We start from the raw sequence: 22,329 nt of genomic DNA on the forward strand, positions 1-22,329 counted from the left end.
CAAGCGCTTTCCGTGGCAAGGGCTGAGGATGCTGCGGGAGGAAAGCCCTGGGCAGAACATCGTGTACCTGTATGAGCCGGGGAGCTATGCGCCGTTAGCGCGGGTGGATCAGGTGGAAGGGGAGGTGCAGAAGGTCTTTTACTTCCATACTGACTAAATGGGTACGCCGCTGGAGTTGACGGACGCGGGTGGCAGAATTATATCGCAGGCGACATATCGTTCTTGCATGGGTAAGCGCTTGGATGGAAGAGGTAAAGATGGCGTTTTCCCTCCATTGAGAGGCATATATTGTGGTGAATGCATAGCTTTTTAATCTCAGGCTGCAAATGTCGTTCAGACAGAAGGTGCTGTGGATATCGAGCTAAACTTCAGGTAAGTAACGCTGGTGCGCGCCGCACATCCATAACCTATGATATGCTCCATCCGGGCGAACATATACTTGAGGGGTTTATTGGAAATCAATATGTCAAAAAGATATCTTTCAGAAGATGTGCCGAAAGCTCTTGTCGAGTTCATGGGTGAGATGAATGCATGGGAGATCGAATTTTTTTATAAGCGAAAACAAGCCCTCGGCAAAGGAATTGATGATCCAAGGCTAAAGGAGGAGTATCGGCAGAAGTTAGAGCTGATTCTCAAAGGTTACGTGATAGAAGATAAGTTTAATTATGGGCGACTTATTGATTTAGGCTGCGCTAAGCCTGCAACCTACGATCCTGATGTCGACGAGATTGATATCCTAGGCGGCGATGAAAAAAGTTTAGTCCTTCATGTTCAGCAGGTTAGAGGTGCTGGGATAACTTCGAAAATTTACATGGTAATGAAGGAGGGCAAGTGGAAAGTGAAGAAGAAAGAAATATTGAGTTTTGATGAGAGATGGCGTCGTGCTCCGCTATGAGTCTGCTGGCTATAGTTGCGTTGGCACATGCGAAGATTTCTGCCTGATCGAGACTTTCCGGACCGCTTCAATAGCTGAACAGCGGGGATTACCGCTGCACTGGTTGAACCTGGATGACTAGGTGATCAGCGACATGGAGCATGACGACCTGTACCGCGAGGTTCACCGCATTCAAGGCAGACTCACCAGTGGCTTTGGCTACGATGCGATGCGGCACAAGGCTTGGCAGTTTGCCTCGACCTTGCCCGCCGAGAAGCTTTCGCAGGTGCATGACACCGGAATTGATAGTCGCACTTGGTGGAGCATGCCTATAACCGATTCACCGCCGCTATCAGTAAGACCCAGCGGCCGAGCTGGTGCGCACGCTCGGCAAACTGCGAGGCGAGATCAATTACGAAGGTTGCGGTCCACTGCGCAGCCGCGACACCGGATCGCTGGTGGGCAGCGAGTCGGTCGCTCAAGCGAGGCCGCCCACGGCCATGGGTTTCGATGAAAAGATCGAAGACTACTCCTCAGACCTCGTCCGAGCGTTCGTAGCGCTTTGCCGTCACAGAACTCCTTTGCGTCGATGGCGGGTGACTGTACAAAATCTCGGTGTTCAAGAGGCGGCGCTTGGATTTCTCGGGATTTCGTACAGAGCACTAGGCGTGGGACATCACACACCTGGTGCAAGCCCACACCGAACACACCTCGCTCGCTTATTTGCAGTTACCCGCCTTGCGATACCCTGCAGCCTGGGCCTCGGCCTCGCTGCCAAACGCCACCTGGTTCTTCTGCGCCACTTGGCTGTAGCCAGGGCAGCCGTTGGAGAGGTGGTAGATATGGCTGTTGCGGTTGCCTAACACCGCACCGGCCGAAACACTCCTGGCCAGCGAGGGTTTGGCCGGTGCTGGCGCTGCGGTGTTCTGCACCAGGCCTGCACCTTGTGGCGTATAGCCCTGCGTCCATTTGCGCTCGCCGGTGACGAACGGATTGCTGTGGCCCATGATCGCGGCGATGCGCTGGTCGCGTTGCTTCTCCCAGGCGGTGACCGGGTGCTGCTTGTCCCAGGCCATCATCAACTGCTGCTGCTGGCGCGACATGCTCAGCTTGTAGCGATCGAACATATAAAACGTAGTGCGCGCTACCAGTCCCTTGACCTCGTCGCGCGGCTCGGCGGTGCGCTGCTGGAAGTCGACCTTGGTGGTGCACTGACCGTACTGCGGGGCAACGCCGGAAACCATGCCGTAGTTGAAGTTGCTGCGGTCACCGTTCACTTCGCCCACCGACGGGTACAGGTTGAACAGGTCGGCTTCCATGGCGCGGAAGGTCGGGTCGCTGCCCACGCAGTGCTCGCGCCCGCCGTTCTGCCAGCATTGGCGCTGGTGGCCGAAGGTCCACGCCGGCACGATATGCTCCCATTCGGTACGCTCGGCACGGGTCTGCAGCTTGCGGGTTTCATAGCCACACGATTTCGCATCCACGCGCCCGCCGGACTTGCCGACCCAGGTCCACTTGCAGCCGCAGTACAACTCGCCGTTGGCACTGTTGGCTTGATCGAGGTAGATCTTTTGTTTGGCAACGGCTTTGGCTTCGCTGAACGTCGCGGGCGGGGTAGCGAAGGCAGCGGGGATGGCCATAATGGCCAGTGTGATGGCACAGAGCAGTTTCTTCATGAAGGAACATCTTCGTCTTACAAAAGAGCGCGATTATACGGCTTGAGCGCGTCGGTTACAGCGTTGAAAGGCTTGCGCTTGAGCGCTGCGCCGCTATCGTTTGCCGGTAGGATTTTGCCGAGCGAGCCGTCATGCAAATCGCCCCGATGCCCCTCAACGAAGCAGCCCGCCAGTGCTACCTGCAAAGCCTGGACATTCTCGATACGCCGCCGGAGGAGACCTTCGACCGCCTTACCCGCCTGGCCTGTGTGCTGCTCGATGCGCCGATGGCCCTGGTTTCGCTGATCGACGTCAATCGCCAGTGGTTCAAATCCCGCCAGGGGTTGGAGATCACGCAAACCAGCCGCGACCTGGCGTTCTGCGCCCACGCCCTGCACGCCGAGGACATGCTGCTGATCCCCGATGCTTGCGCCGACCCGCGTTTTGCCGACAATCCGCTGGTGACCGGCGGACCGCGCATTCGCTTCTATGCCGGGGTGCCGCTGCGCTTTGCCGACGACCTCACCCTCGGCACCCTGTGCGTCCTCGACACCCGGCCGCGCCAGTTGACCCAGACCGAGCTTGCGCACCTGCGCGATCTGGCGCGGATCGTCGAGCGTGAAATGCTCCACCGCAGCCTGGCCAAGGATGCTGGCAGCGCCGTGCAGCAGGCCGGGCGCACTGCCAAGGCCAGCGCCCAGGCGCACTTTCATCGGGTCTTCGACAACAGCCCGACCAGCAAGGCGCTGGTCAGCCCGCAAGGGCGCATCCAGCAGGCCAACCGCGAATTCTTCCAACTGCTGGGCCGGCCCAAGGAAGCCCTGGTCCTCACGCAACTGCGTGCACTGATCGACCCGCAGGACCAGGCCACGCTGGATGCCGACTGGCAGCGAATCGTCGCTGGCGAGCTGGACTCGCAGGTCAGTGAAGTGCGCCTGATCACCACTGCCGACCCCGCGCTGTGGGCCGAGCTGAGCCTATCGGCGCTGCGTGACGCCCAGGGCGCGATCGAGCAACTGGTGGTGTTGGTGCGCGACATCAGCGCGCGCAAGCGTCGCCAGCAGCAGTTGCAGCGCTACCAGAGCACGCTCGAGCAGCAAGTGGCGCAGCGCACCGAAGAGCTGGCGCGCAGCCAGGAAACCCTGCAGGCGATTGCCGATAACCTGCCCGTGCTGATCGCCCACATCGGCACCGATCTGGCCTACCGCTTCAACAATGCGGTGTACCGGCAGATCTTCGGCGTCGAGCCGACCCAGCTCAAAGGCCGCAAGGTCGAGGATGTACTGCCAGCGCAGGTCTACGCGCAGTTGCTGCCGTATTTCCGCAAGGCCCTGGCCGGCGAGCGGGTCGAGGCCGACGATGTGCGCTACAGCCCGCATGACGCGCGTATCTGGCATGCCACGTATGTGCCTGATATTCGCAACGGCAAGGTCGAGGGCTTTTTCGTCATGTCCCTGGACGTCACCGAGCGCAAGCACAAGGAACGTCTGCTGCTCGATCAAGCCACCCTCGACCCGTTGACCGGCTTGCCCAACCGCGCGGCGTTGCACCAGAGCCTGGCGCTCGCCTTGCAGCAGCGCGCCGCCCTGGCGCTGCTGTTCATCGACCTGGACGGCTTCAAGCAAGTCAACGACCAGCACGGTCACGAAGCCGGTGACGCGGTGTTGCAGGCCGCAGCCGGGCGCATGCTGGCGGCGATGCGCGCCGATGACACGGTGGCGCGTCTGGCGGGCGACGAGTTCGTGATCATCGCGCGCGGCGTGAACAGCCAGGCCTCGGCGCGTGATATTGCCCGCAAGCTGTGCGCGGCGCTGGCGGCGCCAATTGTATTGGCTGGCGCCGAGGTCAAGATTGGCGCCAGCATCGGGGTGTACCTCAATGCCGCTGGGCAGCCGCCGCAGAGCGCCGAGCAGGCCCTGGCGCTGGCCGACCAGGCCATGTACAGCGCCAAGCGCGCAGGGCGCAATGGATTCAGCGTCAGCCAGGGCTGAGACGGGCGGTAAAAATAGCTCGGGGGGCTATTCCGATCGTCATCGGCCGGGCATATGCTTGCCTGCCGCACACCGACCCGGTCGGCGCACCTCGAGCGGCGCGCAGGTGCTGGGTCCACGGAGAGCGTCCATGAGTCAGGTAGCACCGCCGGCGCCTGCCGGCTTCGACGAGCAGCAACTGGCCACGCTGTTCGAGCTGGTCAGCGATGGCGTCTGGGACTGGAACGCCAACACCGGCTACGTCTACCGCAGCCCCGGCTGGTACGCCATGCTCGGCTACACGCGCCATTCCAAGGCCAACACCGTGCTGACCTGGGAACACGTCATCCACCCGGAGGACTACCCGCGGGTGATGGCGCACTTCGAGGCCTACATCACCCAGCGCAACGAGCGTTACCTGATCGAATACCGCTGTCGCTGTCAGGACGGCAGCTACCTGTGGATCGAAGACAGCGGCCAGATCATCGCCCGCAATGAAGATGGCTCGGTGGCGCGCATGCTCGGCGCCCACCGTAACATCGATGCCGGCAAGCGCCTGATCGTCGAGCTGGAGCAGAAGAACCATTCGCTGGAGGCCCAGGTGCTCGAGCGCACCCGCGAACTGTCGTGGGTCAACCAGCAACTGCAACGGCAGTTGGACGAAAACCGCATCCTTGCCGAACGCGACACCCTGACCCGGGTGGCCAATCGCTACCGGCTGGAAAAGACCCTGCAGCAGGAATGCGAGCGGGCCGAGCGCTTTCGTCAGCCGCTGGCGCTGATCGCCATGGACCTGGATGACTTCAAGCCGATCAACGACCGTTACGGCCACGCCTGCGGCGATGCCACCCTGGTGCGAGTGGTCGAGCACCTGCGCTTGCGCCTGCGCGAGCTCGACCTGCTGGCGCGCTTGGGCGGTGACGAATTCGTCATGGTGCTGCCGCAGACCACCCTGGGCGAGGCGCTCGACCTTGCCTCGCTGCTGCGGCGAGCCATGCAACTGCTCGAGCCGGTGGGCGAATGCCGTCTGACCATGAGCTACGGCGTGGTCCAGCGCCACGACGGCGAAGACCAGCAAGCCCTGCTGGCGCGGGCCGACCAGGCGCTGTACCGGGCCAAGGACGCGGGCAAGAACGCCATCAGCGAATGAGCCTTCGATCGGCCAGGGTAGTGGAGGGCGTTTTTAGCCCCAGGCCGGCTTAAAGTTTCTGCGCCCCATGCCGATCCACTGGTCACTGGATACGGGCAATGCACCTGTATCGCCATGACTTGAAGTGCTTGCCCGAAGCGGCAGGCTTGCGTCGCCTTGCGTCCACTTCAATGGATGCCCTGCTGCCGGTCGACGCAGCCTGTGCGGGCATCGGTCTCAAGAGTGCTGAAGGGGGCAAGTATGAATCTTTACGTCAACCAGGTGAAAAACAAGCCGGACTATCGGGGTGCGCTGTTCAAGGGCGATATCTTCCTGGAAACCGGCCTTGGCCACGCACACCAGTTGTGCGCCCTGGCCCGGCACAGCATCACTGCGGCGTTCGAAGGTGAAACCGATCACCAATCGCTGCACAAGATGATGCCGGTCGAAACCTTCGTCGAGCGTGTCACCGCGCTCAAGCGCCAGTTCACCAACGGTGCCGAAGCCAAGGCCTTGATCCGCGGCTTCATCCGCGAGATCGGCGCCGACCCCAAGGACTACATCTTCGACGTGCCGCGGGTGCGCGTGGTACCGCATTACGATTACCTGCATGCCGGCGTCAGCTATGCCTACAAGCCGCACCGCGACACCTGGTATGGCAGCGTCGAGAGCCAGGTCAACACCTGGATGCCGGTGTACAGCATCGAGCCCGAACAGACCATGATGATCAACCCGGCCTACTTCGAGCGGCCGGTGCAGAACAGTTCGGCACAGTGGAGCCTGAACGACTGGATCAATGTGCAGCGGCACAAGGCCTCGCAGAACATCACCGAGGAAACCCGCGTGCACCCGGTGCCGCTGGAGGCCATCGACACCAGCGCCGAGTTGCGCGTGGCCGCCAACAGCGGCGAGATGCTGATCTTCTCGGGCGCCCACCTGCACGGCACGGTCGCCAACTTCACCGACAAGGTGCGTTTCAGCGTGGACTTCCGCCTGATCCACTTGCAAGACTTGCTGCACAAGCGCGGCGCGCCGAACGTCGACAACGGCTGTTCGGATGCAGATGCCGGCTTCAAAGACTTTTTCAATGCCAGCGACTTTTCGCAATTCCAGGGAGTTAACCCATGACCAAGCGTCGTCTGACCGCTGCCGAGGTCGAGTACAACGAAAAGCGCGCCAGCGTGCTCAGCCGCGTCGATGCCCAGTACGTGGCGGATGCGCCGTTCGTGTTCGCCAACCGCATCGCCGTGACCGCGGCCTTGTCGCGCATCGAGCTGTTCAAGATGGTCCAGGACATCCCTGGGGCGATCGTCGAGTGCGGCGTGTACAAGGGCAACTCGTTGATGCTGTACATGCAGCTGTCGATGATTCTCGAACCCTACGCGATCAACCGGTCGATCATCGGTTTCGATACCTTCGGCGGCTTTGCCAGCATCGATGCCGAGCAGGACCCGGCCGACATCAACGAAAGCATGTTCTCCGATACCGACGAGACGCTGATCCAGGACATGATCGATGCCAACGACCTGATCCGTCCGGTCAACCGCATCCCCCGCTGCGAGATCGTCAAGGGCGATATCCTGGAAACCGTGCCAGCCTTCGTCAAGACCCGCCCGGACCTGGTGGTGGCCATGCTGATCCTCGACACCGACCTGTACAAATCGACCAAGGTGGCGCTGGAGACCTTCCTGCCGTACATGCCCAAGGGGGCGATCGTGGTGCTCGACGAGGTGGCCTACCGCAACTTCCCAGGCGAAACCCAGGCGCTGCGTGATGTGCTGGACCTGAACAAGATCGAGCTCAAGCGCCTGCCATTCGATTCGTCGGTCGGTTACTTCCGCGTCTGATTGCGCCGCACGAAAAAAGACCCGCGGCGCCGTTGGCGCAGCGGGTCAATACGGCTGTGCCGCTTGCGATCAGATGTGCAGGGCGTGGCCGAGCGCCCGCAGCGCCGCTTCCTGCACCGCTTCGCCCAAGGTCGGATGGGCATGGATGGTGCCGGCCACATCTTCCAGGCGCGCCCCCATCTCCAACGACTGCGCAAATGCCGTCGACAGCTCTGACACCGCCACGCCGACGGCCTGCCAGCCGACGATCAGGTGGTTGTCACGCCGCGCCACCACGCGCACGAAACCGCTTTTCGCCTCCAGGCTCATGGCCCGGCCATTGGCCGCGAACGGGAACTGTGCGACCAGGCAATCCAAGCCTTGCGCGCTGGCCTGCTCGGGGGTCACGCCAACCACTACCAGCTCTGGGTCGGTGAAGCACACCGCAGCGATCGCCGCTGGCTCGAAACGCCGAGCCTTGCCGGCGATGATCTCGGCGACCATCTCACCCTGGGCCATGGCGCGGTGCGCGAGCATCGGCTCGCCGGCCACGTCACCGATCGCCCAGACGTTACGCATGCTGGTCTGGCAGCGCTCATCGATGGCGATCGCCGCGCCGTTCATGCGCAGGTCCAGGGATTCGAGGTTGAAGCCCTGGGTGCGCGGGCGACGGCCGACCGCCACCAGCACCCGATCTGCCTCGAGACGCAATTGCCCGCCCTGGCCGTCGCTGGCCAGCAGGCAGCCGTCTGCATAACCTTCGACGCTGTGCCCCAGGTGCACGGCTATACCCAAGCGCTGCAGCGCGTCGGCCACTGGCGCGGTGAGCTCGCGATCGTAGGTGGGCAGAATGCGCTCGCGCGCCTCCACCACGCTGACCTGCGCGCCCAGCTTGCGGTAGGCAATGCCCAGCTCCAGGCCGATGTAACCGCCGCCGACCACCACCAGGTGCTGCGGCAGGTCCTCGGGCGCCAGGGCTTCGGTGGAGGAGATGATCGGCCCGCCCAATGGCAGCATCGGCAATTGCACGCTGCTGGAACCGGTGGCCAACAGCAGGTGTTCGCAACGAATGCGCTGGCCGTCCACCTCGACGTGCTTGCCGTCCAGCACCCTGGCCCAGCCGTGGATGACCCTGACCCCGTGCTTTTTCAACAGGGCGGCCACGCCAGTGGTCAGGCGGTCGACGATGCCGTCCTTCCAGGCCACGCTCTGGCCGATGTCCAGACGCGCACCCGTGACGCTGATGCCCAACGGCGAAGGCTGGCTGAAACGCTCGGCCTGATGGAACTGCTCGGCCACATGAATCAGCGCCTTCGAGGGGATGCAGCCGACGTTCAGGCAGGTGCCGCCCAGGGCCTGGCCTTCGACCACAACGGTGGGTATGCCCAGTTGCCCGGCACGAATGGCGGCCACATAGCCGCCGGGGCCGCCGCCGATGATCAGCAGGGTAGTGTCGATGATCGGTTGCATGCTCACTCCACGAACAGACAGGCAGGTTGCTCGAGCAGGCCGCGCACGGCCTGAATGAACAGCGCGGCATCCATGCCGTCGACCACCCGATGGTCGAACGAGCTGGACAGGTTCATCATCTTGCGCACGACGATCTGGCCATCGATCACCACCGGGCGCTCGACCATGCGGTTGACGCCGACGATCGCCACTTCCGGGGTATTGACCACCGGTGTGCTGACGATGCCGCCGAGTGCGCCCAGGCTGGTCAGGGTAATGGTCGAACCGGACAATTCCTCGCGGCTGGCCTTGTTGCTGCGGGCGGCCTGCGCCAGACGGGAAATTTCTGCGGCGTTGGCCCACAGGCTGGCGGCTTCGGCATGGCGCAGCACCGGGACCATCAGGCCGTTGTCGCCTTGGGTGGCGATACCCACATGGACGGCGCCATGGCGGGTGATGACCTGCGCTTCATCGTCGTAGGTGGCGTTGATCTGCGGAAAATCGCGCAGCGCCACGACCAGGGCACGTACCAGCAAGGGCAGCAGGGTCAGCTTGCCGCGGCTGTCGCCGTGCTTGGCGTTCAAGTGCTGGCGCAGGGCCTCAAGGGCAGTGACGTCTATTTCCTCGACATAGCTGAAATGCGCGACACGGCGCTTGGCGTCCTGCATGCGCTGGGCGATCTTGCGGCGCAGGCCGATCACCGGCACCTGCTCGCTGTCGGTGCGCTTTGCTGCTGCGCTGGGCGCCTGGCTGGCGACGCTGTGCGGTTTGCTGATGAAGGCATCGAGGTCTTCATGCAGGATGCGCCCGGCCGGGCCGCTGCCGTGCACGTAACGCAGCTCGATGCCGGCATCCATGGCGCGCTTGCGCACCGCAGGGGAGGCCAACGGCTTGTCGCCCGCCTGGCGCGGCACCATGGCCGTATGGGTCGGCGCAGCGACAGCGGCCGGCTGCGCCGCTGAACGGGTGACGTCAGGTTGCGCGGTTTGCACCGGCGCCTGAGTCTCGCTGACGGGGGACGCTGGGGCGGCTGGCACCGGTTTTTGTGGCGCGGCCTCGACATGGTTGCCGCTGCCTTGCACTTCGATGCGGATCAGCTCGCTGCCGACCGCCATCACTTCACCTGGCTGGCCGCCCAGGGCCAGCACCTTGCCGCTGACCGGCGAAGGGATTTCCACCGTCGCCTTGTCGGTCATGACATCGGCCACCACCTGGTCCTCGGCGATCTCATCGCCGACCTTGACGAACCACTCGACCAACTCGACCTGCGCGATGCCTTCGCCGATGTCCGGCATCTTGATGACGTGCGTGCCCATTCAGACCTCCATGACCCGTTTCAATGCCGCACCCACCCGCGACGGGCCGGGGAAATACGCCCATTCCTGTGCGTGAGGGTAGGGCGTGTCCCAGCCGGTGACCCGCTCGATCGGTGCTTCGAGGTGATGGAAGCAGTGCTCCTGCACCAGCGCCACCAGTTCGGCACCGAAACCGCAGGTGCGGGTAGCTTCGTGCACGACCACGCAGCGGCCGGTCTTCTTCACCGAGGCGACGATGGCTTCCAGGTCCAGCGGCCAGAGGCTGCGCAGGTCGATGACTTCGGCATCGACGCCGGTTTCTTCGGCCGCGACCTGAGCGACATAGACCGTGGTGCCATAGGTCAGCACGGTGACGTCATTGCCAGGGCGAGCGATGGCGGCCTTGTCCAGCGGCACGCTGTAGTAGCCATCGGGTACGGCACTTTGGGGATGCTTGGACCAGGGCGTTACCGGGCGGTCGTGATGGCCGTCGAACGGGCCGTTGTACAGGCGCTTGGGCTCCAGGAAGATGACCGGGTCGTCGCACTCGATCGAGGCGATCAACAGGCCTTTGGCATCGTACGGGTTGGACGGCATCACCGTTCGCAGGCCGCAGACCTGGGTGAACATCGCCTCCGGGCTCTGGCTGTGGGTCTGGCCGCCGTAGATACCGCCGCCGCACGGCATGCGCAGGGTCAGCGGGGCGATGAACTCACCGGCCGAGCGATAACGCAGGCGTGCCATTTCCGAAACGATCTGGTCGGACGCTGGGTAGAAATAGTCGGCGAACTGGATCTCCACCACCGGGCGCAGGCCGTAGGCGCCCATGCCCACGGCAGTGCCGACGATGCCGCTTTCGGAAATCGGCGCATCGAATACGCGGGACTTGCCGTACCTGTTCTGCAGCCCTTCGGTGCAGCGGAACACGCCGCCGAAGTAGCCGACGTCCTGGCCATAGATGACCACGTTGTCGTCGCGCTCGAGCATGATGTCCATGGCCGAGCGCAGGGCCTGGATCATGGTCAGTGTGCTGGTGGCCATGGCGGTTTCCGGGTTGATGCTGTTGGTGTGGTCGTTCATCTCAAACCCCCAGGTCCTGGCGCTGACGGCGCAGGTGATCGGGCATGTCCTTGTACACGTCCTCGAACATCGAAGCGGCGCTCGGGATGTGGCCGTTGGCCAAGGTGCCGTACTGTTCCGCTTCCTTCTGCGCGGCGATCACGGCGGCCTCGAACTCGGCCGTGGTGGCCTGATGCTCTTCATCGGACCAGTGACCGGCCTTGATCAGGTGCTGCTTGAGGCGGGCGATGGGGTCGCCCAGCGGGAAGTGATTCCAGTCATCGGCGGGGCGGTACTTGGACGGATCGTCCGACGTCGAATGCGGGCCTGCGCGGTAGGTCACCCACTCGATCAGTGTCGGGCCAAGACCCCGGCGGGCGCGCTCGGCCGCCCAGCGCGAAGCGGCGTACACGGCGACGAAGTCATTGCCATCGACGCGCAGCGAGGCGATGCCGCAACCCACGCCACGCCCGGCGAAGGTGGTCTGTTCGCCGCCGGCAATGGCCTGGAAGGTCGAGATCGCCCATTGGTTGTTGACCACGTTGAGAATCACCGGGGCGCGGTAGACGTGGGCGAAGGTGAGGGCGGTGTGGAAATCCGACTCGGCGGTGGCGCCGTCGCCGATCCACGCCGAGGCAATCTTGGTGTCGCCCTTGATCGCCGAAGCCATGGCCCAGCCTACCGCCTGCACGAACTGCGTGGCCAGGTTGCCGCTGATGGTGAAGAAGCCGGCTTCGCGCACCGAGTACATGATCGGCAGCTGACGTCCCTTGAGCGGGTCGCGCTCGTTGGACAGCAACTGGCAGATCATCTCTACCAGCGACACGTCGCGGGCCATCAGGATGCTTTGCTGGCGATAGGTGGGGAAGCACATGTCGGTGCGGTTGAGCGCCAGGGCCTGCGCGCTGCCGATGGCCTCTTCACCCAGGCTCTGCATGTAGAAGCTCATCTTCTTCTGGCGCTGGGCAACCACCATGCGGCTGTCGAAGATGCGCGTCTTGAGCATCGCGCGCATACCCTGACGCAGGATCTGCGGGTCGATGTCGTCAGCCCAGGGGCCTTGGGCGTTGCCGTGCTCGTCAAGCACCCGGATCAGGCTGTACGACAGGTCTGCAGTGTCTGCAGCGTCGACCTCGATGGGCGGTTTGCGCACCTGGCCTGCGTCGTTCAGGCGCAGGTAGGAAAAATCGGTCTGGCAGCCTGGCCGGCCGGTGGGCTCGGGCACATGCAAACGCAGGGGGGCGTACTCGTTCATGCTGATAACGCTCGCTCGTGATTGTTTTTGTGAGCTTTGAAGCGGCCGCCGCTGATTGCCGGCTTGTGACTGGCAGGTCAGCGATACCTACATGGTAGTGACAGCACAGGAGAATTTTTCTCTCAAGTTGATTGCCTTTGTCGGGCAGGGAAGATAAACATTCCGCATAACCACAAGAAACCGGTGAATCTGTCTCATGCGCAAGCTCGATCGAACCGATATCGGCATCCTCAACCGCTTGCAGGAAAACGCCCGCATCACCAACGCGGAACTGGCCCGGTCGGTGAATTTGTCACCCACGCCCTGTTTCAACCGGGTCAAGGCCATGGAGGAGTTGGGGGTGATTCGCCAGCAGGTGACCCTGCTGTCACCTGAAGTACTGGGGCTGGATGTCAACGTGTTCATCCACGTCAGCCTGGAGAAACAAGTCGAGCAGGCCCTGCACCGCTTCGAGGAAGAAATCGCCGAGCGGCCCGAGGTGATGGAGTGCTACCTGATGACCGGCGACCCGGACTATCTGCTGCGGGTGCTGCTGCCCAGCATTCAGGCGTTGGAGCGTTTTCTCGATTACCTGACGCGCTTGCCGGGCGTGGCGAATATCCGTTCGAGCTTCGCCCTCAAGCAGGTGCGCTACAAGACCGCCTTGCCGTTGCCGGCCAATGGCATGGCGCTGCGCGAGTAGCTATGGTGTTGTCAGCCTATAACGACAAGGACCCGCGTCATGACCACCGCCGCCCATCGCTCGGTTGCCGAGCTCCTGCAGGGCATCGACCAGATCGAATGCGTCACGCCCGACCTCAATGGTGTCCCGCGCGGCAAAGTGATGACCGCCGAGGGGTTTCTCGAAGGTCGTCGCTTGCAGTTGGCCCGCGGGGTCCTGCTGCAATGCATCATGGGTGGCTACCCACCGGCGCGTTTCTACGGCAGCGATGACGGCGACCTGGCGCTGGTCGCCGAGCCTTCCCAGGTGCACCGGCTGCCGTGGAGCGAGGAGGGCGTGGCCCTGGCGATCTGCGACGCCAACGAACTCGACGGCAGCCCTTCGGGCTTGTCCACGCGGGGCTTGCTCAAGGCGGTGATCGCCCGTTATGCCGCCCACGGCCTGGCGCCGGTGGTGGCGACCGAGCTCGAGTTCTTCGTCTTCGCCCCCAACAGTGACCCGCACCAAGCCTTTCTGCCGCCGCTAGGCAAGGATGGCCGCCGCGAACTCGGTCACTCGGCGTTCAGCGTCAGCTCCAACAATGGCCTGCGCCCGTTCTTCCAGGAGGTCTACCAGTGCATGGCGGCGCTGGGCCTGCCGCGCGACACCTTCATGCACGAGATGGGCGTGAGCCAGTTCGAGATCAACCTGCTGCACGGCGACCCGCTGCTGCTGGCCGACCAGACCTTCCTGTTCAAACACCTGCTCAAGGAAGTGGCGCTCAAGCACGGCCTGAGCGTGGTGTGCATGGCCAAGCCGCTGGCGCACACCCCCGGCAGCTCCATGCACATTCACCAGAGCCTGGTCGACATCGCCTCGGGGCGCAACGTCTTCAGCGATGCCCAGGGCCAGGCCACGCAAGCGTTCCATCACTTCATCGCAGGCCAGCAGGTCTGCATGGCCGACTTCACCGCGCTGTTCGCGCCCAACGTCAATTCCTATCAACGGCTCTGCCACCCCTACGCCTCGCCGAACAACGCGTGCTGGTCCGAGGACAACCGCGCAGCCGGCCTGCGCATCCCGGCCAGTGCCGCGAGCGCGCGCCGGGTCGAGAACCGCTTGCCTGGCGCCGATGCCAACCCGTACCTGGCCATTGCCGCGAGCCTTGCGGCCGGGTTGCACGGCATCGAGCAGAGTCTGCAGCCGACTGCGGCGATTCAGGGCGAGTTCGTCGTGCCTGATCACCTGGTATTGCCGTGCACCTTGCATGCGGCCCTGGAGCGCCTGAAGGGCAATGCACTGGCGCGGGAACTGTTCGGCAGCGAGTTCATCGAAGGCTACGTTGCCAGCAAAACCCTCGAGCTGACGGATTTCTTCAACGAAATCACGCCTTGGGAGCGGCGGGTGTTGGCAGCACAGGCCTGAGCGCGACACAACCGGCACTGGCCACGCCCCGCTTGGGCAAATTGCCCGGAGGGGGACTGCACCGGCGCCGTTTTGCTTTTATGCTGGCCAGGCCATCGTCACCGGACCCAAGGAGCTCGACGGGACTTATGCGTAACATCTGGAAGCCCTTTCAGTCGCTGTATTTCGCCGCCTTGATGATGCTGATCGGCTCCGGTCTGCTCAGTACCTACCTGGCGCTGCGCCTGGCCGCCGATCATGTCGACAGCTTGTGGGTCGGTGCCTTGATGGCAGCCAACTACTTCGGCCTGGCCCTGGGCGGCAAGATCGGCCACCGCTTGATCGGCCGGGTCGGGCATATCCGTGCCTATGCCACCTGCGCCGGGATCGTCGGCGCCGCGGTGCTTGGCCACGGCCTGACCAATTGGCTGCCGGTGTGGGTGGGGCTGCGGATGATCGTCGGCCTGGGCATGATGTGCCAGTACATGGTCATCGAAAGCTGGCTCAACGAGCAGGCCGAGGCCAAGTACCGCGGGGCTGTATTCAGTGGCTACATGATCGCCTCGTACCTGGGCCTGGTGCTCGGCCAGCTGATCCTGGTGGTGCACCCGCAACTGGGCCCTGAGCTGTTGATGCTGGTCGCCATGTGCTTTGCCTTGTGCCTGGTGCCGGTGGCCATGACCCGGCGCATCCACCCGGCGCCGCTGCGCCCGGCGCCGATGGAGCCGAAATTCTTCATCAAGCGTGTGCCGCAGTCGCTGAGCACGGTGCTCGGGTCGGGTTTGATCGTCGGTTCGTTTTATGGTCTGGCCCCGCTGTATGCCTCGAGCCAGGGCCTGTCGACCGAGCAGATCGGTCTGTTCATGGGTAGCTGCATCTTCGCCGGGCTGGTGGTGCAGTGGCCGTTGGGCTGGCTGTCGGACCGCTATGATCGGGCGGTGCTGATTCGTAGCGTTGCGGTGGGGCTGGCGCTGGCGTCGGCGCCCCTGGCGCTGTTGCCCAGCGTGCCGCTGGAGCTGCTGTTCGGCATTGGTTTCGTGGTATCCCTGCTGCAGTTCTGCCTGTATCCACTGGCGGTGGCGTTTTCCAATGACCACGTGGAAAGCGAGCGCCGGGTGTCGCTGACCGCGATGCTGCTGGTGACCTACGGCGTGGGGGCTTGTATCGGCCCGCTCGCCGCAGGTGTGCTGATGAAGCTGCTTGGTGCCCAGATGCTTTATGCGTTCTTCGCCTTCTTTGCCCTGGTGCTGGTGTGGCGCATTCGGCCGAAGGCGGTCACCGGGCTGCATCAGGTACAGGATGCGCCACTGGGCCACGTGGCCATGCCTGCGGCCGGTTCGCCGCTGTCGGCAGCGCTCGATCCACGGGTCGATGAGCAGACGGTGCAGGATGTGATGCAGACGCCGGTAGCGGCGGAGGACACCGAGGGTGACGACAAGCCTGAGCCGGTGATCGATGTAGCCGCGGATGACCCGCTCAGCCGATCGGGTTGAGCGCAGGGCTCAGGCGGCAGGGAAAAACTGTCCTGCCTTTCGGGGCCAGTCCAGCTTGTGGGAGCAGCCTTGTGTGGCGAAAGGGCCGCCAGGCGGCCCCAATCGAAGCGAGCGGCGTTGTGCGATCAATAATCGTCTTTGTCGAAGCGCCGTGCTTCGCGCTGCAGCTGGTAGACGAAGCTCTCGATCTTGCGCTGGGCCTGGCCGCTCAGGTTATGAAAGCGGACCCCGGCGAAGGTGGTGTTGATGCGCTCCTCGAAATGCAGGTGGCGCAGTTCGACCATGGTGTCGATCAAGCCCAGCGGATTGCTGGCCTTGAAGCGCTCATAGACCTGGCCCAGCTGCAGGCGTTCTTCGACATTGCCATCGAAGCGCAGCTTGCACCCGGTGGCGGAGATATCGAGCAACTTGCCGCGCAGGGCGCCATTGCCCTTGAGGTAGCTGCCGTCGAGGATGATGTCGACCAGCTGCGACAGCTTCAGCGCGGCGCGAAAGGCGTTGCGGCGCTGGTGGTAGGTCATTTCTTCGGGCATCGCGCCGCGGTAGCAACGGTTGCCATCGACCGACGACACCGCCAGGCCGTTTTGGCATTCCCAGGCGATACGCACGCCATCATGGAAGCCCTCGACCCGAAACGGCTCGCCATTCTCGATGAATTTTTCCCCATCGCGCGGGATCATCTCGTCCAGCGCCATGGTATTGCTGTCACGGTCCACGTGAACCACGTAGCTCTGGAACCGTTGGCTGCGCTCATGGAAGGTGATGATCAGTGGATCATGGGCTTCTTGCAGCTGGCGCAGGTTGGCCGCGATCTCCAAGGGCGTGTTCAGCACCTTCGGCGGTTGCGGGGCATCGGTCTCATTGAACACGGGTTATCAATCTCCAGGCAAAAACGACACACGCAATTAACGGCATTTTGCCAGTATGTTCCGTGCCATGATAGGAATAATCACACTTGGCTGAGCGCCCGGGGCTTGGCAAGTGGAGAGGTGGTGCCACGGCTGTCGTACAGCGACGGTGCTTCACCGCCCTGGAGGATGCGGATCTGATTGGCCGTGACGTGTTGCTGCACCTGGATGATCTTGCCATTGGTCTCGTTGACCCGTTGGCAGTCATTGATCAGGTCATTGAGCACCTGCAGTTGCTGCAGGATCAGCTCGCCGTTGTCCGACTGCGCCGCCAGCACCTGTACACCGGCACGGTCGGCGCTCAGGCCGAGGCTGGTCAACAGGTGATTGCGGCGCATGCCTTGCTGCTCGAGCAGAACGATCAACGACTGCTTGCGCGCCAGAATGCCTTCCAGCGGCGTCATGTCGCGCCCATGCAGGGCTACCGATTCCTGCTCGAGCAATTCGAGCAGTTCCTGGGCCGGGGCAATGTCGTCTTCGATCAGTTGCAGCAGGGTGATGTCGTGCATGGCTAACTCTTGGCTTTGGATAGCGTCCGTGAAGTCAGCGCGCCGAACGGTCAGCGCTGGGCTTCGAAATCGAGCAGTTTGCTGGCGACCCGGCCGGCATCGACCTGGTAGCTGCCGTCGGCGATAGCCTGCTTCAACTGCGCCACCCGGGCACTGTTGACCACAGGCTGTTCGCGCAGCTGGTCGCTGACCTTCTGCAACTGCTGTGCCTCTTGACTGAGGTGTACCGCTTCTCCGCTGGCGCTGGCGCTTTTCGCCGCTTCCGGGCTGGCGCCGGGCTTTTCGGCGGTGCCAGATGCGGCGGTGCCGCGCACGCCGCCATTGATGGACGGAGAGTTATTCAAACGACTGAAGTCGATGACCATGATCGGAAACCTCTGGGTTCTTGGACGCTTGCCTTGTTTTCGGCCAACCCGAAAGAAACTTTAGGCGCAAATGCATGGCTGCCTGTCAGCAAGCCCGCGACCCTGTTTCCGACACAGTTTAGGAAAAGCGGTTCAACACCGCCAGCGCAATCTACATGGCTACCTCGACCTGGCCGGGGCCGGTGACGCGGGCCTTGACCACCCGTTGCGAGTTCAGGTTGCGCACGCGGATCTGCTCGCCCTGGCCGCCCTTGGCCAGCGCCTCGCCGGGCATGCGCACGCTCAAGGCGCCGGCGTGGGCGGTGATCACCACATGGTCGCCCTTGCGCACCACCTCGGCCTGCTCCAGGTGCTGCGGGGTCAATACCTGGTCGAGCACGGTCGGGCGCAGCATCTTCATGCCCACGGCCTGGTCGAGGTCGGTGAGAAACCCTTGGGTCAGCGTGCCGACATCGCGCTCGCGCAACGCCACGTCGCCTGCACCGATGACGTTGTCGCGCTTGAGCGGGCGGGTCACCACCACCACCTCGCGCAGCAGCCGCACCGTGGCCGGGACGAAGACGGTCCATGGCGCGCTGCTGTCGCAGCGCACGCGCACGGTCACCCGGCCGATCGGCTGCGCCGGGCTTTCCAGGGAGGCGTCCAGGTCCTGGCTGCACAGCGGCATGCGCAAGCGCGGGTCCAGCGAGCTGACCTGGATCTCGTAGCGCCCCGCTGTCTGGGTGCTGGCCAGATAATCTTCCACGGCGAACTCAAGAAACCCTTGGGTGACACCGATAAGCTGTTCAGGCAAGGTTACCGCGTTCGCCAATGTGCGAACGCCGGGCAGCAACAGGCACACCATGGCGAGCCAGCTGCTCAGCGGGTGCGTCAGTCGTCGGGAATTTGTCGTTTTCGTGTACATGGCGCTCAAAAAAGCAAAGCCCGTGCCGACTTACTGAGCATGCAGCACAAAAAAGGCACAACGCATAAGGAGTCAGGCATGGCGGGGGTAATGGATTCAGTCAACCAGCGCACGCAGCTGGTGGGGCAGAATCGCCTGGAGTTGCTGCTGTTCCGTCTGAACGGGGCGCAGCTGTACGGCATCAACGTGTTCAAGGTTCGCGAGGTGTTGCAGTGCCCCGAGCTGACCCTGTTGCCGCGCTCGCACCGGGTGGTGCGCGGCGTCGCCAACATTCGCGGGGCGACCATTCCGATCCTCGATCTGTCGATGGCCACCGGCTTGCCGGGGTTGACCGAAGATACTCGCAGCAGCTTCGTGATCATCACCGAGTACAACACCAAGACCCAGGGGTTTCTGGTGCATTCGGTCGAGCGCATCGTCAACATGAACTGGGAAGAGATCCATCCGCCACCCAAGGGCACCGGGCGCGATCACTACCTGACCGCGGTCACCCGTGTGGACAATCGCATGGTCGAGATCATCGACGTGGAAAAGGTCCTGGCTGAAGTCGCGCCGTCCTCCGAGTCGGTGTCTGCCGGTGTGATCGATGCCGAGGTGCAGGACAAGGCCACGTTGCTGCGGGTGCTGACCGTCGACGATTCGTCGGTGGCGCGCAAGCAGGTCAGCCGCTGCCTGCAGACGGTGGGGGTCGAGGTGGTGGCGCTCAACGACGGTCGTCAGGCCCTGGACTACCTGCGCAAGTTGGTGGACGACGGCAAGAAGCCTGAAGAGGAGTTTCTGATGATGATCTCCGACATTGAGATGCCGGAGATGGACGGCTATACCCTGACAGCGGCGATCCGCAGCGATCCACGCATGCAAAAATTGCACATCTGCCTGCATACTTCGCTGTCTGGGGTATTCAACCAGGCGATGGTGAAGAAGGTCGGGGCCGATGACTTCCTGGCCAAGTTCAAGCCGGACGACCTGGCCCAACGGGTGGTCGATCGGATCAAGGCAACGCATTGAGGCGGCCGGGGCAGTGCGCCCCGGCACCACTGATTGAAAAGAGGCGGCAGCAGTGTCTACGGGTAATTTGGAATTCGAACAGTTCAGGGTCTTCCTGGAAAAAGCCTGTGGCATCCTGCTGGGCGAAAATAAGCAGTACCTGGTCTCCAGCCGTCTCAACAAGCTCATGGAACAGCAGGGCATCAAGAGCCTCGGCGAGCTGGTGCAGCGCATCCAGACCCAACCGCGCAGCGGCTTGCGCGAGCAGGTGGTCGATGCCATGACCACCAACGAGACCCTGTGGTTTCGCGACACCTATCCCTTCGAGGTGCTGAAGAACAAGGTCATCCCCGAGTTCATCCGCAACAACCCGGGCCAGCGCCTGCGCATGTGGTCGGCTGCCTGCTCCTCGGGCCAGGAGCCGTATTCGATCTCGATGGCCATCGATGAATTCGAGCGCAGCAACCTTGGCCAACTGAAGATGGGCGCACAGATCGTCGCCACCGACCTGTCCGGGTCGATGCTGACCAACTGCAAAACTGGCGAATACGACAGCCTGGCAATCGCTCGCGGCCTGTCCCAGGAGCGCCTGCAGCGCTACTTCGACACCAAGGGCCCCGGCCGCTGGGCGGTCAAGCCGGCGATCCGCAGCCGTGTCGAGTTCCGCTCCTTCAACCTGCTCGACAGCTACGCCAGCCTCGGCAAGTTCGACATCGTGTTCTGCCGCAACGTGCTGATCTACTTCTCGGCCCAGGTCAAGAAGGACATCCTGATGCGTATCCACAGCACTTTGAAGCCGGGCGGTTACCTGTTCCTCGGTGCCTCCGAGGCGCTGAACGGGTTGCCCGACCATTACCAGATGGTCCAGTGCAGCCCGGGGATCATTTACCAGGCCAAGTGAGCGGCAGGTGGGCCTGGTTTGCGCTGACATGCCCACCCCCTCGAGCGCCGCGCTGGCGGCATTCGAGGTTGGGTTGTACACCACGTTCTGCCTTGCGTGCTGCTGCTGCCAGCGGCACCGAGTGCGAGAGCATGGAAGCCTTGCTCATGTCGGTACTTCGAAGAAAAAATACGGCTCCAGGTCTGTGAATTGGGAAAGGAAGATCAAATGCTCTGCGGCGCTGACGTTCTTCAAGAACTTGAGTTGATCCGAGCCGCCCAGCATGAGGGCAGGGAAAAAACCGTACATCTCGTCATGGTTGAGCTGGCCCAGTTCTTTCAAGGCCGGCTTGAACAGATCGTTGAAATCGTTGGGCTCGACTCGTGCAGAAAGGATAAAGCCTTGGAGCTCCGTCTCGAGCTCTTCTTTTGTTAAGCAGTCGCGATGGAAGCTATAGTGAGCACTCACGCTTGATAGTGTGACCGACGCGCCGGTTTTCCCTCCATAGGTAAAGGTCGCCGAAAGCGCTTCTAGCGATGAGATGATAAGCGTCTTGATGTTCGAGTGCCGTATCTTCGAGCCAAGACCGCTGTTCCTCGGCCGGTGGTCATGCTTGGTTGCATCAAATGGCCCAGGGCTCATCCGTCACTGCCGTCAATTTTTTGCTTTGCCGCCGTGGCCGCCCGCTATTTGCCGCTTTTGCTCCTCAAGGCGGAAGCACTTTGCCGCTTTTCTGGCATCCGGTCGCTGCCGGGCTCCCTGCAGCCCAGCAATTCCGCGCCTTCGCAAATCTGGCACAGCCCTTGCTAAAGATTGGCCAACGACCATTGCGGCCTACCTTCGAAGGTTTTCCCGACATGAGCATCAGTTTTGACAAGGCGCTAGGCATTCATGAAAAGGCCCTGGGCTTTCGTGCGCAGCGCGCTGAAGTACTGGCCAACAATATCGCCAATGCCGATACCCCCAACTACAAGGCGCGTGACATGGACTTCTCGTCGGTACTCGCCGCCGAAAGCCAGAAGCAGCAGAACGGCCGCTTCGCCATGGACCGCACCAACAGCCGCCATATAGAGGCCGAAGGCCTGGCGATGGCCGATGACAGCATGCAGTACCGGGTGCCGACCCAGCCGTCGATCGACCAGAACACCGTGGACGCCCACATCGAGCAGTCCAACTACACGGAAAACGCCATCGGCTTCCAGGCCAGCTTCACCCTGCTCAACAGCAAATTCAAAGGGCTGGTGTCGGCCCTGCGCGGAGAGTAATCCATGTCCCTTTCCAGTGTTTTCAACATTGCCGGCAGTGGCATGAGCGCGCAGAACACCCGCCTCAACACCGTCGCCTCCAACATCGCCAACGCCGAGACCGTCTCTTCGAGCATCGACCAGACCTACCGCGCCCGTCACCCGGTGTTCGCCACCACCTTCCAGAATGCCCAGGCCGGCGTCGGCCAGTCGCTGTTCGAAGACCAGGGCCAGGCCGGGCAGGGCGTGCAGGTGCAAGGCATCGTCGAAGACCAGAGCACGCTGGAGGCGCGGTACGAGCCCAACCATCCGGCGGCGAACAAGGACGGCTACGTCTACTACCCCAACGTCAACGTGGTCGAAGAGATGGCTGACATGATCTCTGCCAGCCGTGCGTTCCAGACCAACGCCGAGCTGATGAACACCGCCAAGAACATGATGCAGAAGGTCCTGACCCTGGGTCAGTGATAAGGAATCCGAACC

21 protein-coding genes and 3 pseudogenes are annotated in these 22,329 nt (G+C 62.8%); 14 read left to right on the top strand and 10 right to left on the bottom strand.

Translation table 11 applies throughout. The features are described 5' to 3' along the window. From ACLEJW_RS22190 to ACLEJW_RS22200, 3 genes and pseudogenes are all read left to right on the top strand, one after another. A pseudogene (locus ACLEJW_RS22190) lies at positions 1 to 223 on the top strand (RHS domain-containing protein); the annotation flags it as partial. Between the two features lie 228 nt (positions 224 to 451). Beyond that, positions 452 to 895, top strand: a complete 444-nt coding sequence (locus ACLEJW_RS22195; protein WP_440778267.1) for an NTF2 fold immunity protein — start codon at positions 452 to 454, stop codon at positions 893 to 895. Positions 896 to 989: 94 nt separating this feature from the next. Beyond that, positions 990 to 1,348 (top strand): annotated as a pseudogene (locus ACLEJW_RS22200) (HNH/ENDO VII family nuclease); the annotation flags it as partial. Between the two features lie 245 nt (positions 1,349 to 1,593). Here the strand turns inward: ACLEJW_RS22200 and ACLEJW_RS22205 are convergent. Continuing rightward, complete coding sequence (locus tag ACLEJW_RS22205; protein WP_145189520.1) at positions 1,594 to 2,550, bottom strand: endonuclease; 957 nt, start codon at positions 2,548 to 2,550, stop codon at positions 1,594 to 1,596. A gap of 131 nt (positions 2,551 to 2,681) precedes the next feature. On the opposite strand from ACLEJW_RS22205, the gene ACLEJW_RS22210 reads away from it, so the two are divergent. The 4 genes from ACLEJW_RS22210 to ACLEJW_RS22225 all read left to right on the top strand — a co-directional run bounded on the left by ACLEJW_RS22210 (position 2,682) and on the right by ACLEJW_RS22225 (position 7,475). Then, entirely contained in the window at positions 2,682 to 4,520 is a 1,839-nt protein-coding gene (locus ACLEJW_RS22210) for a diguanylate cyclase domain-containing protein (protein WP_440778268.1), read from the top strand. A 130-nt stretch (positions 4,521 to 4,650) separates the two neighbouring features. Further along, entirely contained in the window at positions 4,651 to 5,649 is a 999-nt protein-coding gene (locus ACLEJW_RS22215) for a sensor domain-containing diguanylate cyclase (protein ID WP_145189514.1), read from the top strand. A 240-nt stretch (positions 5,650 to 5,889) separates the two neighbouring features. Further along, complete coding sequence (locus ACLEJW_RS22220) at positions 5,890 to 6,756, top strand: hypothetical protein (protein ID WP_145189511.1); 867 nt, start codon at positions 5,890 to 5,892, stop codon at positions 6,754 to 6,756. After that, the gene (locus ACLEJW_RS22225; protein ID WP_145189508.1) at positions 6,753 to 7,475 is read left to right on the top strand and encodes a TylF/MycF/NovP-related O-methyltransferase; all 723 of its coding nucleotides are present in this window, start codon (positions 6,753 to 6,755) and stop codon (positions 7,473 to 7,475) included. Before ACLEJW_RS22220 ends, ACLEJW_RS22225 begins: the two co-directional genes overlap by 4 nt. Before the next feature lie 69 nt (positions 7,476 to 7,544). Here ACLEJW_RS22225 and lpdA read toward each other — a convergent pair whose 3' ends face one another. Genes lpdA through ACLEJW_RS22245 form a run of 4 tightly spaced genes read right to left on the bottom strand, consistent with a single transcriptional unit; the run spans position 7,545 to position 12,512 of the window. Then, the gene (gene lpdA, locus ACLEJW_RS22230) at positions 7,545 to 8,924 is read right to left on the bottom strand and encodes a dihydrolipoyl dehydrogenase (protein ID WP_313302917.1); all 1,380 of its coding nucleotides are present in this window, start codon (positions 8,922 to 8,924) and stop codon (positions 7,545 to 7,547) included. A gap of 2 nt (positions 8,925 to 8,926) precedes the next feature. Continuing rightward, a complete protein-coding gene (locus ACLEJW_RS22235; RefSeq protein ID WP_313302919.1) occupies positions 8,927 to 10,219 on the bottom strand; it encodes a dihydrolipoamide acetyltransferase family protein in 1,293 nt (430 codons plus the stop codon). Continuing rightward, positions 10,220 to 11,278: an alpha-ketoacid dehydrogenase subunit beta gene (locus tag ACLEJW_RS22240; protein WP_313459932.1), complete on the bottom strand. Its 1,059-nt coding sequence runs from the start codon at positions 11,276 to 11,278 to the stop codon at positions 10,220 to 10,222. A 1-nt stretch (position 11,279) separates the two neighbouring features. Further along, positions 11,280 to 12,512: a 3-methyl-2-oxobutanoate dehydrogenase (2-methylpropanoyl-transferring) subunit alpha gene (locus ACLEJW_RS22245; protein ID WP_145189497.1), complete on the bottom strand. Its 1,233-nt coding sequence runs from the start codon at positions 12,510 to 12,512 to the stop codon at positions 11,280 to 11,282. Positions 12,513 to 12,708: 196 nt separating this feature from the next. On the opposite strand from ACLEJW_RS22245, the gene bkdR reads away from it, so the two are divergent. The 3 genes from bkdR (at position 12,709) to ACLEJW_RS22260 (ending at position 16,049) form a co-directional block, all read left to right on the top strand. Next, the gene (gene bkdR / locus ACLEJW_RS22250) at positions 12,709 to 13,194 is read left to right on the top strand and encodes a Bkd operon transcriptional regulator BkdR (protein WP_145189494.1); all 486 of its coding nucleotides are present in this window, start codon (positions 12,709 to 12,711) and stop codon (positions 13,192 to 13,194) included. A 141-nt stretch (positions 13,195 to 13,335) separates the two neighbouring features. Beyond that, positions 13,336 to 14,577: a glutamine synthetase family protein gene (locus ACLEJW_RS22255; RefSeq protein WP_440778272.1), complete on the top strand. Its 1,242-nt coding sequence runs from the start codon at positions 13,336 to 13,338 to the stop codon at positions 14,575 to 14,577. Between the two features lie 128 nt (positions 14,578 to 14,705). Further along, complete coding sequence (locus ACLEJW_RS22260; RefSeq protein ID WP_313459926.1) at positions 14,706 to 16,049, top strand: MFS transporter; 1,344 nt, start codon at positions 14,706 to 14,708, stop codon at positions 16,047 to 16,049. Between the two features lie 125 nt (positions 16,050 to 16,174). Here ACLEJW_RS22260 and ACLEJW_RS22265 read toward each other — a convergent pair whose 3' ends face one another. From ACLEJW_RS22265 to flgA, 4 genes are all read right to left on the bottom strand, one after another. Then, positions 16,175 to 16,918, bottom strand: a complete 744-nt coding sequence (locus tag ACLEJW_RS22265) for a flagellar brake protein (RefSeq protein WP_145189484.1) — start codon at positions 16,916 to 16,918, stop codon at positions 16,175 to 16,177. An 80-nt stretch (positions 16,919 to 16,998) separates the two neighbouring features. After that, positions 16,999 to 17,466, bottom strand: coding sequence for a flagella synthesis protein FlgN (locus ACLEJW_RS22270; RefSeq protein ID WP_145189481.1), 468 nt, complete (start codon positions 17,464 to 17,466; stop codon positions 16,999 to 17,001). 50 nt (positions 17,467 to 17,516) lie between these two features. Beyond that, the gene (gene flgM / locus ACLEJW_RS22275; RefSeq protein ID WP_145189478.1) at positions 17,517 to 17,831 is read right to left on the bottom strand and encodes a flagellar biosynthesis anti-sigma factor FlgM; all 315 of its coding nucleotides are present in this window, start codon (positions 17,829 to 17,831) and stop codon (positions 17,517 to 17,519) included. Positions 17,832 to 17,982: 151 nt separating this feature from the next. Continuing rightward, complete coding sequence (gene flgA / locus ACLEJW_RS22280; protein WP_145189475.1) at positions 17,983 to 18,735, bottom strand: flagellar basal body P-ring formation chaperone FlgA; 753 nt, start codon at positions 18,733 to 18,735, stop codon at positions 17,983 to 17,985. Between the two features lie 78 nt (positions 18,736 to 18,813). Between flgA and ACLEJW_RS22285 the strand changes: the two genes are divergently transcribed. Both ACLEJW_RS22285 and cheR read left to right on the top strand, forming a co-directional pair. Continuing rightward, positions 18,814 to 19,743 (top strand): chemotaxis protein CheV, encoded by a 930-nt coding sequence (locus ACLEJW_RS22285; RefSeq protein WP_145189472.1) that lies wholly within the window; start codon positions 18,814 to 18,816, stop codon positions 19,741 to 19,743. A 52-nt stretch (positions 19,744 to 19,795) separates the two neighbouring features. After that, the gene (cheR, locus tag ACLEJW_RS22290) at positions 19,796 to 20,623 is read left to right on the top strand and encodes a protein-glutamate O-methyltransferase CheR (RefSeq protein WP_145189469.1); all 828 of its coding nucleotides are present in this window, start codon (positions 19,796 to 19,798) and stop codon (positions 20,621 to 20,623) included. Between the two features lie 144 nt (positions 20,624 to 20,767). On the opposite strand, the pseudogene ACLEJW_RS22295 reads toward cheR, so the two are convergent. Further along, positions 20,768 to 21,185, bottom strand: a pseudogene (locus tag ACLEJW_RS22295) (T6SS immunity protein Tdi1 domain-containing protein); the annotation flags it as partial. Between the two features lie 274 nt (positions 21,186 to 21,459). Between ACLEJW_RS22295 and flgB the strand changes: the two are divergent. Both flgB and flgC read left to right on the top strand, forming a co-directional pair. After that, positions 21,460 to 21,867 (top strand): flagellar basal body rod protein FlgB, encoded by a 408-nt coding sequence (flgB, locus tag ACLEJW_RS22300; protein ID WP_145189466.1) that lies wholly within the window; start codon positions 21,460 to 21,462, stop codon positions 21,865 to 21,867. Positions 21,868 to 21,870: 3 nt separating this feature from the next. Continuing rightward, positions 21,871 to 22,314: a flagellar basal body rod protein FlgC gene (gene flgC, locus ACLEJW_RS22305; RefSeq protein WP_145189463.1), complete on the top strand. Its 444-nt coding sequence runs from the start codon at positions 21,871 to 21,873 to the stop codon at positions 22,312 to 22,314. Positions 22,315 to 22,329: the final 15 nt, after the last annotated feature.

It is taken from the genome of Pseudomonas sp. SMSB3, from assembly GCF_052041965.1.
Taxonomy (GTDB): Bacteria; Pseudomonadota; Gammaproteobacteria; order Pseudomonadales; family Pseudomonadaceae; genus Aquipseudomonas.